Below are 16596 nucleotides of genomic sequence, written 5' to 3'. Positions count from 1 at the left end.
CGTCACTGTGCCGTCCGGGGTGGGTGGGACGGGTGGGAACGGACACCGGATCACCGGTGGCGACTAGGCTGCCCGGGAGACGGACGACTCGAACGGAAGGGGAGTGGACGTGCTCGTGGCCGGCTTTCCTGCGGACGCCTTCGGCACCAACTGCTACGTGGTGGCGACCGCGCCGGGGGAGCAGTGCGTGGTGGTCGACCCCGGCATCGGGGTGCTCGACCGGCTCGACGCCGTGCTCGCCGAGCACCGCCTGCACCCGGCCGCCGTGCTGCTCACCCATGGCCATCTCGACCACACCTTCTCCGTCGCCCCGGTCTGCGGCGCGCGCGGCATCCCGGCGTACGTGCACCCGGACGACCGGGAGCTGCTGGCCGACCCGACCAAGGCGCTCTCGATGGACCTCACCGCGCTGTTCGGCGGCCGGCTGCCCTACACCGAGCCCGACGACGTCGCGGAGCTGACCGACGGGGCGACGCTGGCGCTGGCCGGTCTGGAGATCACCGTCGACCACGCACCCGGCCATACCGGCGGGTCGGTGCTGTTCCGGCTGCCCGGCGCAGGCTCGCCCTGGGAGGCCGAGCAGCTCTGCCTCTCCGGTGACGTGCTCTTCGCCGGCTCGATCGGCCGCACCGACCTGCCGGGCGGCAGCATGCCCCGGATGCTGACCAGCCTGCGGGAGAAGGTCCTCCCGCTGGCCGACGACACCGTCGTGCTGCCGGGCCACGGCCCGGCGACCACCATCGGCCGCGAGCGCGCGAGCAACCCGTACCTCGTCGACGTGGCGGGTCCGGGCGGCGCACGCCCGACCGCGCCCACCCGCGGCCTCTAGTCTCGTCCGCGCCGCGCGCGGGCCTGTCGATCTCACCGCGCACCCCGCGCGGACCCGCAAGGAGTACGCCATGAGCAAGCCCACGCCCATCTCCGGCTTCCCGGAGTGGACCACGTCGCAGCGGATGATCGAGCAGTTCGTCCTCGACCGGATCCGGCACACCTTCGAGTTGTACGGGTTCGCGCCGCTGGAGACCCGGTCGGTGGAGCCGTTGGACCAACTGCTGCGCAAGGGCGAGACCTCGAAGGAGGTCTACCTGCTGCGTCGGTTGCAGGCCGACGCGGACGGCCCGGCCGGTGACGACGCGCTCGGCCTGCACTTCGACCTGACCGTGCCGTTCGCCAGGTACGTGCTGGAGAACGCCGGCAAGCTCCAGTTCCCGTTCCGCCGCTACCAGATCCAGAAGGTGTGGCGGGGTGAACGCCCGCAGGAGGGGCGCTACCGGGAGTTCCTCCAGGCCGACATCGACATCGTCGACCGGGACACCCTGCCGGCGCACTACGAGGCGGAGATGCCACTGGTGATCGGGGACGCGCTGCGCGCGTTGCCCATCCCGCCGGTGCGGATCCAGGTCAACAACCGCAAGATCTGCGAGGGCTTCTACCGGGGCATCGGGCTGACGGATCCGGAGGCGGCGCTGCGCGCGGTCGACAAGCTCGACAAGATCGGTCCGGCGAAGGTGGCCGGGTTGCTGGCCGAGACGGCCGGGGCGAGCGAGGCGCAGGCCAAGGCGTGCCTCGCGCTGGCCGAGATCTCCGCCCCGGACGCCTCCTTCGCCGACGCGGTGCGTGCCCTCGGGGTGACCGATCCGCTGCTCGACGAGGGCATCGCCGAACTGGTGGCGGTGGTGGAGACCGCCGCCGCGCACGCGCCGGGGCTCTGCGTCGCCGACCTGCGGATCGCCCGTGGCCTGGACTACTACACCGGCACCGTGTACGAGACGCAGTTGCTCGGATACGAGCGCTTCGGCTCGATCTGCTCCGGGGGCCGGTACGACGACCTGGCCAGCGCCGGTGCCGTGTCGTACCCGGGCGTCGGCATCTCGATCGGGGTGACCCGGCTGCTCGGCCTGCTCTTCGGCGCCGACGCGTTGTCGATCTCGCGCAACGTGCCGACGTGTGTGCTGGTGGCGGTCGGCGTCGAGGAGGAGCGGGCGGCCAGCAACGCCGTGGCCGAGGCGCTGCGGTCGCGGGGCGTGCCGACCGAGGTGTCGCCGAACGCGGCGAAGTTCGGCAAGCAGATCCGGTACGCCGAGCGCCGAGGCATTCCGTACGTGTGGTTCCCCGGGGCCGAGGGCGACCAGGTCAAGGACATCCGCTCGGGCGAGCAGTCGGGTGCCGTGGCGGGGGAGTGGATGCCGCCCCACCAGGACCTGAAGCCACGCATCGGCTGAGTCCCCCGGTTACTGGCGCGTACGCCGACGGGGACCTACGGTGGCGTAAGTTACGCCACCGTAGGGAGGCCCCTGTGACCGAGCTGAACCAGACCGCGCTGCTGCACGAACTCGAACCCGTGGTAGCCAAGAACCTCGACCGTCACCTGTCGGTGGCGAAGGAGTGGTTCCCGCACGAGTACGTGCCGTGGAGCGAGGGACGCACCTTCGACGGCCCGCTCGGCGGCGAGGCATGGTCGGAGGGGGACTCGACGCTGCCCGACGTGGCCCGGACCGCGTTGATCGTCAACCTGCTCACCGAGGACAACCTGCCGTCGTACCATCACCAGATCGCCAGCCTGTTCGGGCCGGACGGGGCGTGGGGGACCTGGGTGGGCCGGTGGACCGCCGAGGAGGGGCGGCACGGCACCGCCATCCGGGACTACCTCACGGTGACCCGGGCGGTCGACCCGGTGGCCCTGGAACGGGCCCGGATGGTGCACATGACGGCCGGTTACAGCAACTCGCACGACTCGTCGATGCTGCGCTCGCTGGCGTACGTGTCGTTTCAGGAGTTGGCCACCCGGATCTCGCACCGCAACACCGGCCGGATCACCGGCGACCCGGTCTGCGAGGCGCTGCTGAGCCGGGTCGCGGCCGACGAGAACCTGCACATGGTCTTCTACCGCAACCTGCTCGGCGCGGCCCTGGAAGTGGCCCCCAGCCAGACGATGCGGGCAATCGCCGAGGTGCTCGGCGACTTCCAGATGCCCGGCGTGGGCATCGAGGGCTTCACCCGCAAGTCGGTGGCGATCGCGCTGGCCGGCATCTACGACCTGCGTCAGCACCGCGACGACGTGGTGGCCCCGGTGCTGCGCCAGTGGGACGTGTTCAACGTCGTCGGCCTGAACGCCGACGGTGAGGCCGCCCGCGACGAGATCGCCGCCCACCTGGACGGCCTGGAGCAGGCCGCCTCCCGGTTCGAGGAGAAGCGCGACGCCCGCGCGGCCAAGCTGGCCGCTCGCGCCTGAACGACGTTCATCCGTTGGCCGCCCGGACCCGCGGCTGCCACCGGAAGGGTGGGTGCGGGTGCCCGCCGCCCGCCGCCCGCCGGACAACTCGCCTGCCCGCATCCGCAGATAACACAGGGTGACTGGCCCGCGCTGTTACGTATTGTGACCGACGCGTCGCCCGCCCTTTTCCTCCTCACCGCGCTTTGCTCTGCTGCCATCGCGGCACCACATCATCTGGCCTGCGGAAAGCTTGGTGCTGATGCTTCCGGTGACCGCGAGCTGCGGCTACCGCTCGTGACTGTCGCTGTCGGGGCAGCAGAGCAAAGGGAGCGAGTGGTGGGTGGTTGGGTCGGGCTGTGGTGACTTTGTGTGATGAGCGGGTGGCGTCGCTTTTCGCCGGACTCGCCGTGTTTCGCCGGAGCGGCGGGAGGCGAGGTGATTGTCGGCGACGACCCGCGCGGTGGAGGTGGCTGCGCCAGCAGTGCGCCGCTGCCCCTTGCCGGTCTCCGGGCGGGATCCGATGGCACCCTCGCGGCTGGAAGGGGCGCCGTCGTCACCGTTGGGCCGTCGTCAGTGCCGGGTGGTACCGACGGGCATCTCACCTGGGGCGGTGACTTCGACCGGCTCCCACGCTCGCGGGGGTGGGGGAGGCCGTGGCGGCGGGGTGGGCCGTGCTGGTGGGGGTCTGACATGGATGTGTCCACCGTGTTGCCTGCCCGTCATATCGGCGGGCGGGGTGAATCCGGGCAAAGCCATGTCTTGATAACGATCTTAAATATGTGAATACTTCAGTTCACTCGGCCGGTTTTCCCAGGTCGGTCGGGTGTCCCCGGGTGCGTTTCCATGACGCCGCCCGTCACCCCCTCCCGGAGGTTGTTGCATGCGACCCACGAGGTCCTCACTCCGCCACGTCGCCGCCGTCGCCATGGCCGGCACCCTGGTCACCGGCGCGCTGCTGGGCGCACCCGCCCAGGCGGCCCCCGCCTCGCCCGCATCCCCCGACGCCGCCGCCAGCCTGGCCGACCGCCTCGGCGACCGTGCCGCCGGCACCTTCGCCGACGGCAGCGGCAAGATGGTCGTCGCGGTCACCGACTCCGCCGCCGCCCGTCAGGTCCGCGCCGCCGGCGCCACCCCGAAGCTGGTCACCCGGGGCGCCGCCCAGCTCCGCTCCGCCACCGCCGAGCTGGAGCGCTCGGCGAAGATCCCCGGCACCGCCTGGTGGACCGACGCGGTCACCAACCAGGTCGTCGTCTCGGTCGACAGCACCGTCACCGGTGCCAAGCTGGCGAAGGTCAAGGCCGCCGCCGCGCGCACCGGCGGCGCTGTCCGGGTCGAGGCCGAGGCCGGCGTGCTCGGCACCCGGATCTCCGGCGGCCAGGCCATCTACACCGGTGGCGGCCGCTGCTCGCTCGGCTTCAACGTCCGCAACAGCGCCGGCCAGACCTTCTTCCTGACCGCCGGGCACTGCACCAACATCGGCTCGACCTGGTACTCGAACTCCGGCCAGACCAGTGTGCTGGGCACCCGTACCGGCACCAGCTTCCCGGGCAACGACTACGGCATCGTCCGGCACAGCAACTCCGCCAACGCGACCGGCAACGTCTCCCTCTACAACGGCAGCTACCAGGACGTCACCGGTGCCGTCAACGCGTACGTCGGCCAGAGCGTGCGACGTTCCGGCAGCACCACCGGCGTCAAGAGCGGTTCGGTGACCGCCACCAACGCCACGGTGAACTACGCCGAGGGTTCGGTCTCCGGCCTGATCCGCACCAACGTCTGCGCCGAGCCGGGCGACAGCGGCGGCTCGCTGTTCAGCGGCACCAGCGCGGTCGGCCTCACCTCCGGCGGCAGCGGTAACTGCACCTCCGGCGGCACCACCTACTTCCAGCCGGTCACCGAGCCGTTGAGCGTCTACGGCGTCAGCATCATCTGATCCACCCCCGCGAACGGGCCGCCGGGACACCGGCGGCCCGCTCCGCGTGTCCGGGGGCGTGGGCCGGGGCCTTGCTCACCCCGCAACCGGGCGGACCGGGCGGCTGACACAATGCGGGTGACACAGCCGTACCGCAGATGAGGAGACGCAAGTCGTGATCCGTACCCATGACGCCGGCAGCCTGCGCGCGACGGACGCCGGCACCACGGTGACGCTCGCCGGGTGGGTGGCCCGCCGGCGCGACCACGGCGGTGTCATCTTCGTCGACCTGCGCGACGGCTCCGGTGTGGTCCAGGTGGTGTTCCGCGAGGAGGACGCGCACGCGCTGCGCAACGAGTTCTGCGTCAAGGTCACCGGTGAGGTGACCCGCCGCCCCGAGGGCAACGAGAACCCGGAGCTGCCCACCGGCGAGATCGAGGTGACCGTCAGCGCGCTGGAGGTGCTCTCCGAGGCCGCGCCGCTGCCGCTGCCGGTGGACGACCAGATCGAGGCCGGTGACGACATCCGGCTGCGCTACCGCTACCTGGACCTGCGCCGCAGCGGACCGGCCAACGCCCTGCGGCTGCGCTCCCGGGCCAACCAGCTGGCCCGGGGGGTGCTGCACGAGCGGGACTTCCTGGAGATCGAGACCCCTACGCTGACCCGGTCCACCCCGGAGGGGGCCCGGGACTTCCTGGTCCCGGTCCGGCTCCAGCCGGGCAGTTGGTACGCGCTGCCGCAGTCGCCGCAGCTGTTCAAGCAGCTGCTCATGGTCGGCGGCATGGAGCGGTACTACCAGATCGCCCGCTGCTACCGCGACGAGGACTTCCGGGCCGACCGGCAGCCGGAGTTCACCCAGCTCGACATCGAGATGTCCTTCGTCACCGAGGACGACGTGATCGACCTCGGCGAGGCGATCGTCTCGGCGCTCTGGAAGGACCTGGCCGACCATGAGATCTCCCGGCCGATTCCCCGGATCACCTGGCACGACGCGATGGCCCGGTACGGCTCCGACAAGCCCGACCTGCGCTACGGCCTGGAGCTGACCGAGCTGACCGACTACCTGCGCGGCACCGCCTTCCGGGTCTTCGCCGGGGCGATCGACGCGGGCGGCTACGTCGGCGCGGTGGTCATGCCGGGCGGTGCGGCGCAGACCCGCAAGGAGCTGGACGGCTGGCAGGACTGGGCCAAGGCGCGTGGCGCGCGTGGCCTGGCGTACGTGGTGCTGGACGCGGAGACCGGTGAGGCGCGCGGGCCGGTGGCGAAGAACCTGTCCGCCGAGCACCTGGGCGGGCTGGCCGACGCGGTCGGGGCCAAGCCCGGTGACGCGGTGTTCTTCGCCGCCAGCACGAACGCCCGGGAGGCGCAGGAGCTGCTCGGCGCGGCCCGGATCGAGATCGCCAAGCGGGCGAAGCTGATCGACGAGAGCGCCTGGGCGTTCTGCTGGGTGGTCGACGCCCCGATGTTCGAACGCACTGACGACGAGGGCTGGACCGCGGTGCACCACCCGTTCACCTCGCCGAACGCCGAGTGGGTCGACCGGTTCGAGGAGGCCCCCGACCGCGCGTTGGCGTACGCGTACGACATCGTCTGCAACGGCAACGAGATCGGCGGCGGCTCGATCCGTATCCACCGGGGCGACGTGCAGCAGCGCGTCTTCGACCTGCTGGGCATCACCCCCACCGAGGCGCAGGACAAGTTCGGCTTCCTGCTGGAGGCGTTCAAGTACGGCGCCCCGCCGCACGGCGGCATCGCCTTCGGGTGGGACCGGGTCTGCATGCTGCTGGCCGGGGCCGACTCGATCCGCGAGGTGATCGCCTTCCCGAAGACCCGGGGCGGCTTCGACCCGCTGACCGGCGCCCCCACCCCGATCACCACCCAGCAACGCACCGAGGCCGGCATCGACGCCAAGCCCAAGCCCCCGACCGCCTCCCCCGGCACCGCCGGCCCCGCCGCCCCGGTAACCGACCCGGTCTAACCCCACCCCCACCCCCACCCCCCACCCGGCCGGCCCGCCCGGCCCTACCCCGGATCGTTGATCAAGAGGTTTACGTCATCATCACGCAGTGAGGTGACGTAAACCTCTTGATCGCTGTGGGGGGAGTGGTGGGATGCGGGGGCTGGTGGTGGGGACGTGTCATTCGGGTGAGTTGGCGTGCCCGGGGTTGCGGCGCGGCGGCTCGACGTGACCGACCGGGACGCGGTGCGCCGGCTGGTTGCCGAGGTACGCCCGGACGTCGTCATCGCGACCGCGTACCGCAACGACGACTGGACGGTCACCGCCGACGGGGCGGCGCACGTCGCGTACGCGGCGGCCGAGGTCGGGGCGCGGTTGGTGCACCTGTCCAGCGACGCGCTGCACGCCGGCCGTCCGACCCCCTATCTCGACGACGACGTGCCGACCCCGGTGCATCCCTACGGTGCGGCGAAGGCGGCGGCGGAGACCGCCGTACGGGTGGTCGACCCGGGCGCGGTGCTGGTGCGGACCTCGCTGATCCTGGGGAGGGCAGCAAACAGATCCAGCTCTGCCGGGACGCGTTGACCGGTCGGGCCACCCTGTTCACCGACGAGTTGCGCTGCCCGGTCGACGTCGGCGACCTGGCCGACGCGGTGCTGGAACTGGCCGACTCGGCCGTCGCCGGCCCGCTCAACGTGGCCGGCCCGGAGCCGGTCAGCCGGGCCGGGCTGGGGCTGCTGGTGGCCCGCCGGCACGGGATCGATCCGGCCGGGATGACGACCACCACGACCACGGCGGCCGGACTGCGGCGTCCCACCGACGTGCGGCTGGACTCGTCCCGCGCCACCGCCCTGCTGCGGACCCGACTGCGCGGTGTGACCGAGCTGCTCGCCGGCTGACCATCAAGGCCGTCGGGGTCGGCCGGGCAGAGACGGACGCTGAGCCGGAGGCCGCACCTCTACTGCACAGAAGCTATGCACAAATCTTGTGCATAGCTTCTGTGCACAGTTATTGTGCATGCATGGAGAACGACGACACCGGCGGGCGACCCGCGACCAGCTCCGTCCGGATCGACCACCGGCAGGTCCGCGTCCTGGCCCACCCGCTTCGGCTGCGGCTGCTCGGCGCGCTGCGGGTGCAGGGGCCGGCCACCGCCACCACCCTCGCCGGGCTGCTCGCCACAAACACCGGCGCCACCAGCTACCACCTGCGCCAGCTCGCCGACGTGGGCCTGGTGGTCGAGGACCCTGACCGGGGCACCGGGCGGCAGCGCTGGTGGCGGGCCGCGCACGAGGTGACCGACTGGGAGCCGAGCGACTTCGACGACGACCCCGACGCCCGCGCCGCGATCGAGTGGATCCAGGGCGACCAGGTACGACTGCTGGCCGAGCGGGCCGAACGCTGGTTCGCCGTCCAGCAGGACTGGTCACCGGCCTGGCGGGACGCGTTCGGGATGAGCGACGCCTTCCTCACCCTCCCGGCGGACCGGCTCCAGGCCCTGGAGGACGAGCTGTGGCAGGTCGTGGAGCGCTACCGCGCAGGGGCGGACCCGCAGCAGGCGGACGCCGAGCGGGTGCACGTCTTCCTGGCCGCGTTCCCGATGATCGGTCAGTAGCGGTGACCGCACTGACCGTACGCCAGGTCCGGTTGCGCTACCTCACCCTCTACGGCCTGCGCTGGCTGCCCACCGGCCTGACCATCCCGGCGATGATCCTGCTGATGCAGGAACGCGGCCTGTCGCTGACCCAGATCGGCCTGGTCTCCACCGCGCAGGGCCTGGTCGTGCTGGCGCTGGAGCTGCCCACCGGCGGTCTGGCCGACGCGCTCGGCAGCCGGGTCGTCCTGGTCACCGCCTGGGCGGTCAGCCTGCTGGCGCTCGGCCTGTTCGCGGTGGCCGACTCCTTCGCGCTGTTCTTCCTGGTCTGGGCCCTGCAAGGGGTCTACCGGGCGCTCGACAGCGGCCCGCTCGACTCCTGGTACGTCGAGTCCACCCTGGCCGCCGACCCCGGCAGCGACTACCAGCCCGGCCTCGGCTTCGCCGGCACCGTCGCGGGCGTCACCATCGCCGGTGGCGCGCTGCTCAGCGGCGGCCTCATCGCGCTCGGGCCGGTCGGGCCGGTCAGCGCCCTGACCGTGCCGGTGCTGGTCGCCGCCGCCCTCCAGGCGGTGGCCCTGGTCGTCCTGCTGTTCCTGCTGGTCGAGACCGGCCCGGCCCGGGGTCCGGGCACGCTGCGCGCCTCGGTCGTGGCGGCCCCCCGGATGATCGGTCAGGCCGTCGGCCTGCTGCGCCGCTCCCGGGTGCTGCTCGCCCTGGTGTCGGTGGAGCTGTTCTGGGGCTTCGGCATGGTCACCTTCGAGTCGCTGCTGCCGATCCGGCTCGCCGACGTGGTCGGCGACCCCGAACGGGCGGCGGCGCTGCTCGGCCCGGCCAACTCGGCGGCCTGGCTGGTCTCGGCGGCCGGTGCGGCGGCGACCCCGCTGCTGCTGCGCTGGCTGGGCGCGGCCCCCGCCGCCGGGCTGCTGCGGATCGTGCAGGGCGTCACGGTGCTCGGCATGGGGCTGCTCGCCGGGCCGGTCGGGGTGCTGGCCGCCTACCTGGCCTGCTACGCCGTGCACGGCGCGTCCAACCCGCTGCACCTGGGGCTGCTGCACCGACAGGTCGACGGGCCCTACCGGACCAGCGTCATCTCGCTGAACTCGATGCTGGGGCAGCCGGGGTTCGCCCTCGGTGCGGTGCTGCTCACCGCCCTGGCCGACCGCCGGGGAGTCGGTACGGCGATGGTGGTCGGGGCGGTGGCGCTGGCGGTGGCCGCTCCGCTCTACCTGCCGGCGTGGCGGGCCGGACGACGGGCCGCCCCGGCGGATCCGACCGAGCCCACCGGAGCGGCACTCCGGGGTGCCGACGAGGCCGGGACGGTGGTGGGACCGCCAGGTCGGTGAGTTCCCGGTCGGAGCCGACCAGACGGGCAGCCGGGAACCTGCGGGTGGGGCGACCCGGATCTCCACGGTGGAGATTGACAGCTCGACCGATTGGGTACATCGAGGCCGACCTACTGGGACCCCCTACCGGAGGACATCCACATGCTCGCCATCCTCGCGGCCGTCGTCTTCGGCTTCGCGCTCCTGCTGGACCTGCTCAACACCAACTTCGGCGCCCCCGACCTGTTCAACTGGAACACCCTGGTGCTGATCGGCCTGCTGCTGCTCTCGCTCTACCTGGCCGGCGTCGGCAGCGGCCCGCGCGGCGGTGGCGGCGGCCGGTGGTACCGGGGCCGTCGGCCGGGTCGTGGCTGACCGCAACGGATCAGAACGGGCGCGGCCCACGGCGCGATTCCGGCGTCGTGGGCCGCGCCCGGTACTGTCTTCCTGATGGATTCCGACGCCCTCTTCTCCCTCGGCGCACCCGCCGTGGCGCACAGCGCCCCCGCGGGCTCCGTCGGCGTCGACGACTTCGCCTCGGTGGGGGAGGACGCCCCGCTGCCGGTCCGGATGCGGCCCGCACGCATCGACGAACTGGTCGGGCAGGAACACCTCCTCGCGCCCGGTGCCCCGCTGCGTCAGCTCGTCGGCGGCGGCGCGGCGCTCTCGGTCATCCTCTGGGGCCCGCCGGGCAGCGGCAAGACCACCATCGCCCACCTGGTGGCCCGGGCCACCGACCGTCGCTTCGTGGCCATGTCGGCGCTCTCCGCCGGGGTCAAGGACGTCCGGGCCGTCATCGAGACCGCCCGTCGCCAGCGCCGCTCCGGTGGCCCGCAGACGGTGCTCTTCATCGACGAGGTGCACCGGTTCAGCAAGACCCAGCAGGATTCGCTGCTCGCCGCCGTCGAGGACCGCACGGTCACCCTGCTCGCGGCGACCACCGAGAATCCGTACTTCTCCGTCATTTCGCCGCTGCTGTCCCGGTGCGTGCTGCTCACCCTCCAGCCGCTCGACGACACGGCCGTGCGTGGCCTGCTGCGTCGCGCGGTCGTCGACCCGCGCGGCCTCGCCGGCGAGCTCACCCTGGCCACCGACGCCGAGGACCACCTGGTACGCCTCGCCGGCGGTGACGTCCGCAAGGCGTTGACCGCGTTGGAGGCGGCGGCGGCCTCGGCGACCGCGCTCGGCGTCGACCGGATCGACCTGGCCACCACCGAGCAGGCGGTGGACGTGGCGGCCGTACGCTACGACCGCGACGGCGACGCGCACTACGACGTGACAAGCGCCTTCATCAAGAGCATGCGCGGCTCCGACGTCGATGCCGCGCTGCACTGGCTGGCCCGGATGCTGGTCGCCGGGGAGGACGCCCGGTTCATCGCCCGCCGCATGGTCATCTTCGCCAGCGAGGACGTCGGCCTGGCCGACCCGTCCGCCCTGTCGGTGGCCACCGCCGCCGCGCACGCGGTGGAGTACGTCGGCCTGCCCGAGGCCCAGCTCAACCTCGCCCAGGCGGTGATCCACCTGGCCACCGCGCCGAAGTCCAACTCGGCCACCACGGCCCTGGGTGCGGCGATGGCCGACGTCCGGGCGGGTCGGGGCGGTGCGGTGCCGCGCGGGCTGCGCGACGCGCACTACTCCGGCGCCCGGGGGCTCGGGCACGGCACGGGCTACCGCTACCCGCACGACGACCAGCGCGGGGTGGTCACCCAGCAGTACGCTCCCGACGATCTCGTCGGGACCGACTACTACCGGCCCAGCGGGCACGGGGCCGAGCGGTCGGTGGCCGCCCGGCTGCCCCTGCTGCGCCGGATCGTCCGGGGGTCGTCCGCCCCGACGTCGCGCCCCGACGGGCCGGTGCCGGCGGTCGACGGCCGTCACCCGTCGGGCGCGGGGCACACCGGTGGGGCGGATGAGGACGGCGACGACGCCGCCGAGGAGGTTCAGCAGTGACATCGCGAGGTGGGGAGCAACCGCAGGACGGTCCCGACGAGCGGCGTGAACCTCGCGCCAAGGGACGTCGGTGGGGCCGGGGGCGAGGCGGCGACGAGACCCCGCCCGAGCCGGCCGGCGAGGAGTTCGGCTGGATCGACGACCTGCGTACGGCGAAACAGCAGCGTGCCGACCTCGGCCCGGACGGCGGTCCGGTCCCGCCGGTCCGTGGTCCGGCTGCGCCGCCTGTCGGGCGTGGTCCGGCCGCGCCGCAGCCCGGTGCGCAACCCGGACCGGGGGGGCCGATCGCGCCGCGCGTCGGCCAGCCGGTTGCGCGTCCCGACGGGGCAGCGCCGGCCGGTGCCCGGCCACCGCGACCGGATGCCCGGTCGCAGCCGGTGCCTCCGGTCCCCCGGCCGGAACCGGCTCCGCCGGGTGCCCGACCGGAATCCGTACCCCCGGCTGGTCCGGTGACCGGTCAACCTGGCCCGGCCACCGGTCAACCGGGTGCACGCCGGGAGGCGTCGACCTCCGGTGGCCCCCGCCCGCCGCAGCCTGGTGGCCCCCCCGACCTGCAACCGCCCGCCGGACCGGGTCGGTCCGGTCCGGTGCCGGCCGGCACCGAACCGGACCGACCCGGCCGTCCCGTGTACCGTCCCGACGGGCAACCGCCGGGGCCGGTACACCCTGGCGGCCAGGCCGCCCCGCCGGTACGTGGGGCGGGTTGGCCGACAACCCCCGAGCAGCGCCCCCGTCCCGGGGAAGGGCCCTGGCCCGGTCCGACGCCGGTCGGCCGTCCCGGCCCGCAGCACCCCGAGGAGGCGTCCCGCCCCGATCCTGCCGTCGGTGGCCCCGGCCCGGGTCGGGCCTCGGTCCCGGTCCCCGGTCGGGCCTCGGTCCCCGGTTCCGGCTCCGGTCGGGCGGCGGTCCCGCCCGGTCAGGCACCATCTGTCGGTCGGGCCGGTCCCGGTGTCCCGGCTCCCGCCGGGCCTGCCCACGGTGCCCCGACCTCCGCCGACCCGTCCCACCGTGCTCCGGCACCTGCCGGCCCACCTCCGGGCGGGCGGGCGGTGCCCGACGACCGAGCGGGGATTGCGGCAGCCGACGGGCCGTCCCTGCGGAGTCGCCGGACCGTGCCCGACGACCGGCAGAGAGACCGACGGCCCGGTCCGGTCGAACCGACGAACCGACCTGGGCCGGGGCCCGGCGGTCCTGCGCCCGCTGCGGCGCACCCGACCGGTGCGCCCCACCCCGGTGCGCCCCACCCCGGTGCGCCCCACCCCGGTGCGCCCCACCCCGGTGCGCCCCACCCCGGTGCGCCCCACCCCGGTGCGCCCCACGCCGGGGCGGGGGCGCCGGCCGGTGCCGGAGTGCTACCGGCCCCGACGGTCGGCGGGCCGCGTACCGCCCCTGTGGCACCGGTGGGCGGCAGCCCTCGACCCGAGACGACCGCGCCCGGTCCCCGGGCTGCGGAAAGTCGCCGTGCCGAGGTGTCGCCCACCCCCGTCCGCGATCCCGGTGACCGCCCGCCCGCCGAGCGGGGGGGCCGCCGTCGCGCCGCCGAGCCGGACCAGCCGGTGGTGCCGATGACCGGCAACGCGCCGCCGCTGCCCGCTGTCGCCCCGACCTCGCCCGGTGTGCCGTCCACCCCGGCCGTTCCCGGTACCGGCCGGTCCGGTCCGGCCGACCGGAACGACAACGGGCGTCGCCGCCCGCCCACTGACATCGCCGCGCCACCGGGCCGTCGAGCCCGACCCGACGGCGAGCCGGCCGCCCACCGCCCCGGACCGGACGGCGAGGGGTCCGAAGGCCGTCGGGCCCGCCCGGACGACGAGGAGCCGTCGGGAGGGTGGCGCAGCCCGGCCGGGAGCGAACCATCAGGTCCTCGGGTCCGCCCGGACACCGACGAAGCGCGGGGCCGGCGGAGTCGACCGGAGGGGGCCGCGACTGCGGGCCAGTCGGTCCCGCCCGGTCCCGCCCAGGGTGACGGGCCGGACGGACCCGCGGGACGGCGGACCGCAGCGCCACGAGCTGACCGACCGGATCGGCCGGCGGACTGGCTGCGTCAGGCCGGGCGTACCCTGCACACCGATCCCGCCCTGCGGGTGCTCAACCGGTCGACCCCGCCGGGCGGAGCGGTCCCGGCCGACCCGGCTCGTCGGGGTGCACCAGGTGGTCCGGAGCGGAGCGACGTCGAGTCCGGGTCGTCCCGGCCGGAACAGTCCGGGCCGCTTCGGCCGGAACAAGCCGGGCCGGCTCGTGGGACGGCCCGGCCGTCCCCGCCCGAGCGGACCCCCGGCCGACCGGGGGGTTCCGTTCCCGGACCGCTGAGTGACGACCGTGCTCCGGTCCGCGGCGCCCACACCGATGCCGGTCCGGTACCGGACCCGACCCGGAGCCCCCGCCCCGGTGGTCCCGGTTCGGCACCCGGTGCTCCACGAGCGGTCGGTGGTCCACGAGCGGGTGGTTCGGCTTCTGTGCCGCTGCCCGGCGGCGCGCCGGTCCCGGGTGTTCCGCGTCCGGGCGGTCCCGGGTCGGTGCCCGGCGGTCCCCGGTCAGGCGGCTCGGCTTCGGTGTCCGGCGCTGCGCCGGTGGCCGGTGGCCCGCGTCCCGCAGGCCCCGGGACGGCGGCACACCCGGCCGGTGGTGCTGGTCCGGACCGGGCAGCGGCGGCACCTACGTCCGATGTCCCCCGGGTCGGTGCTCCGGTACCGAACGGTGCCACCGCGCCTCGTCCGGAGGGGACCGTCGGAGGCGGACTCCTTCCAGAGGTGGCCACCCCGGCGGGCCCGCGTCTCGGCGCTCCCGATCCGAGGGCACCGCGTCCCGGCGCGCCGTCCCGCGACAGCGCCCGTCCGAACGGTCCTGGTCGCGGTACCGCCCGTCCGGAGGGCCCGGTCACCGGTACCGCCCGTCCGGAGGGTCCTGCGACCGGCCCGGTCACGGGTACCGCCCGTCCGGAGGGTCCTGCCACTGGCCCGGTCACCGGTACCGCGCGCCCGCCCGTACCTTCGGACGACCCGCGTCGGGCGGCGGGACCGGAGGGTGGCCGACGCCCCGGACCACCCGCCGACGCCGGCCCCCGGCCCGCCGGTGCGGGTGGGGTCGTCGCGGCGGCGGCGGTTGCCCGTGCCACCGTGCCGGGCGTACGACCCGGTGTGGGGCCGGAGGAGGCCGGCGGGCGGGCGGCCCCGCCGGTGCGTCCACCCGACCGGTCGGAGACGGCGGGTGTCGCCGCGGTCCCGTCGTCCGGTCGGGTCGACGGCCCGGGTGTGGCCCGGGTGACGCCACCGGACGGCGTCCGGTCCGATCCGGACGAGGCGACCGGCGGGCCGTTGCGCCCGGCGGCCCAGGACGACCCGGGCGACGCCGACGTCGGCGACTCCGACGGTGCCGGGCCGCGTCGCCGCACGGGGCAACGACGTCGTCTGCGGCTGGGCATCCTGGTGCTGGTCAGCGTGGTGCTGCTCGGGGCGCTCCCGCTCTACTTCGGGATGCGGACGCTGAGCCGGGACCCGGTCTTCGACACCCTGGACGAGTTGGGTGTGCCCGGCTGGGCGACGACGCAGACGGTGGACAACGTCAGCGGCAGTCGCTGGTGCCTGCAGGACTGCCGGTTGCGGGAGCGCACCGTGGAGTCCGACCGCGCGCCGGAGGAGACCAACCGGGTCTACGAGCAGGCCCTGCGGTCGGCGGGGTGGCGACCCTGGGAGGTCACCCGGTGCCCGGAACAGCCGGCCAAGGGCAGCTACACCTGCTGGCGGCGGGACGAGTTGACCCTCGATCTCTGGGTGCGGGAACCGACCTGCACGCCGCCGCCGGTGAGCGGGGAGCCGGCGGTACCGCCGTCCACCCCGGCCGCACCCGCAGCGGGGGAGTGCAGCGGGTCGTTGGTGTCGGTGAAGGTGCGCAACGCGATCGACGACGAGCGGACCCGGCCACAGCCGAGCACCGATCCGTCACTGACCGGTGAGGATCCGTTCCCGACGATCACCGACGATCCGCTCGGCGGCCTGACACGCTCACCGTCCTGAGCCGGCTTCCATCACGGACGGTAGGGTCTGGGGCTGGCAGGCCCGCCTGCTGCCGACGACCCTGCGCGGGTCACGCCACGAGGGCGGGTACCCCGGTCGCGTGTTCCGGGGCGTCGGGCCCCGGAACCCTGCTTGAGGAGGACATGCGTGGATGGTGGACAGATCGCTGCGCTGATCGCGGCCGGCGCGTTCCTGATGCTGGTGCTCGTGCTGGCGGTACCGATCCTGCGGCTGCGGCACACCGTGGACGCGACGACCCGGATGATCAACGACCTCAACGAGCAGACCGCCCCGCTGCTGGGGGACGTGAACACCACGGTGAAGAACGTCAACGTCGCCCTGGAGCAGGTGCAGACCTCGCTGGACGGGGTGAACCTCCAGCTCGCGAAGGTCGACACGATGACCGGGCACGCCCAGAACGTCACCGCCAACGTGGCGAACCTGGCCACCGTCGTCTCGGCCGCCGCGGCGAACCCGCTGGTCAAGGTCGCCGCCTTCGGGTACGGCGTCCGTCGGGCCGCCTCGGCGCGGCGTACCGCGGAAACCGAGCGTGAGGTGCGCGACACCATCAAGCAGCAACGGCGCGCCGCCCGGCGTGGCAACCGCTGACCCCGTCGGCGCCGCACAGGAG

13 protein-coding genes are annotated in these 16596 nt (G+C 74.1%); all 13 read left to right on the top strand.

Translation table 11 applies throughout. The features are described 5' to 3' along the window. Positions 1 to 109: 109 nt before the first annotated feature. The 13 genes from OHQ87_RS14025 (at position 110) to OHQ87_RS13965 (ending at position 16574) form a co-directional block, all read left to right on the top strand. Positions 110 to 829, top strand: coding sequence for an MBL fold metallo-hydrolase (locus tag OHQ87_RS14025; RefSeq protein ID WP_328348841.1), 720 nt, complete (start codon positions 110 to 112; stop codon positions 827 to 829). A gap of 70 nt (positions 830 to 899) precedes the next feature. Continuing rightward, entirely contained in the window at positions 900 to 2222 is a 1323-nt protein-coding gene (gene hisS, locus OHQ87_RS14020; RefSeq protein ID WP_328348520.1) for a histidine--tRNA ligase, read from the top strand. Between the two features lie 74 nt (positions 2223 to 2296). After that, positions 2297 to 3232 carry an acyl-ACP desaturase gene (locus OHQ87_RS14015; RefSeq protein WP_328348519.1) on the top strand — a complete coding sequence of 312 codons (936 nt, stop codon included), beginning with the start codon at positions 2297 to 2299 and terminating at the stop codon, positions 3230 to 3232. 862 nt (positions 3233 to 4094) lie between these two features. Continuing rightward, complete coding sequence (locus OHQ87_RS14010) at positions 4095 to 5147, top strand: S1 family peptidase (RefSeq protein WP_328348518.1); 1053 nt, start codon at positions 4095 to 4097, stop codon at positions 5145 to 5147. A gap of 154 nt (positions 5148 to 5301) precedes the next feature. After that, positions 5302 to 7104: an aspartate--tRNA ligase gene (gene aspS, locus OHQ87_RS14005; protein WP_328348517.1), complete on the top strand. Its 1803-nt coding sequence runs from the start codon at positions 5302 to 5304 to the stop codon at positions 7102 to 7104. Positions 7105 to 7281: 177 nt separating this feature from the next. Continuing rightward, positions 7282 to 7668 (top strand): sugar nucleotide-binding protein, encoded by a 387-nt coding sequence (locus OHQ87_RS14000; RefSeq protein WP_328348516.1) that lies wholly within the window; start codon positions 7282 to 7284, stop codon positions 7666 to 7668. Then, complete coding sequence (locus tag OHQ87_RS13995) at positions 7665 to 7982, top strand: hypothetical protein (RefSeq protein WP_328348515.1); 318 nt, start codon at positions 7665 to 7667, stop codon at positions 7980 to 7982. The genes OHQ87_RS14000 and OHQ87_RS13995 overlap by 4 nt, the downstream gene beginning before the upstream one ends. Before the next feature lie 122 nt (positions 7983 to 8104). Beyond that, the gene (locus tag OHQ87_RS13990) at positions 8105 to 8698 is read left to right on the top strand and encodes an ArsR/SmtB family transcription factor (RefSeq protein ID WP_328348514.1); all 594 of its coding nucleotides are present in this window, start codon (positions 8105 to 8107) and stop codon (positions 8696 to 8698) included. A gap of 2 nt (positions 8699 to 8700) precedes the next feature. Continuing rightward, positions 8701 to 10023, top strand: a complete 1323-nt coding sequence (locus OHQ87_RS13985; protein WP_328348513.1) for an MFS transporter — start codon at positions 8701 to 8703, stop codon at positions 10021 to 10023. A 141-nt stretch (positions 10024 to 10164) separates the two neighbouring features. Then, a complete protein-coding gene (locus OHQ87_RS13980) occupies positions 10165 to 10377 on the top strand; it encodes a hypothetical protein (RefSeq protein ID WP_067307861.1) in 213 nt (70 codons plus the stop codon). A 75-nt stretch (positions 10378 to 10452) separates the two neighbouring features. Beyond that, positions 10453 to 11952: a replication-associated recombination protein A gene (locus OHQ87_RS13975; protein WP_328348512.1), complete on the top strand. Its 1500-nt coding sequence runs from the start codon at positions 10453 to 10455 to the stop codon at positions 11950 to 11952. Between the two features lie 3413 nt (positions 11953 to 15365). Next, positions 15366 to 15965, top strand: coding sequence for a hypothetical protein (locus tag OHQ87_RS13970; protein ID WP_442930827.1), 600 nt, complete (start codon positions 15366 to 15368; stop codon positions 15963 to 15965). A 147-nt stretch (positions 15966 to 16112) separates the two neighbouring features. Then, complete coding sequence (locus tag OHQ87_RS13965) at positions 16113 to 16574, top strand: DUF948 domain-containing protein (RefSeq protein WP_328348511.1); 462 nt, start codon at positions 16113 to 16115, stop codon at positions 16572 to 16574. Positions 16575 to 16596: the final 22 nt, after the last annotated feature.

This window comes from Micromonospora sp. NBC_00421, assembly GCF_036017915.1.
Taxonomy (GTDB): Bacteria; Actinomycetota; Actinomycetes; order Mycobacteriales; family Micromonosporaceae; genus Micromonospora.
The sequence above is the reverse complement of the archived record's forward strand: the minus strand, read 5'-3'. Positions and strand labels throughout refer to the sequence as shown.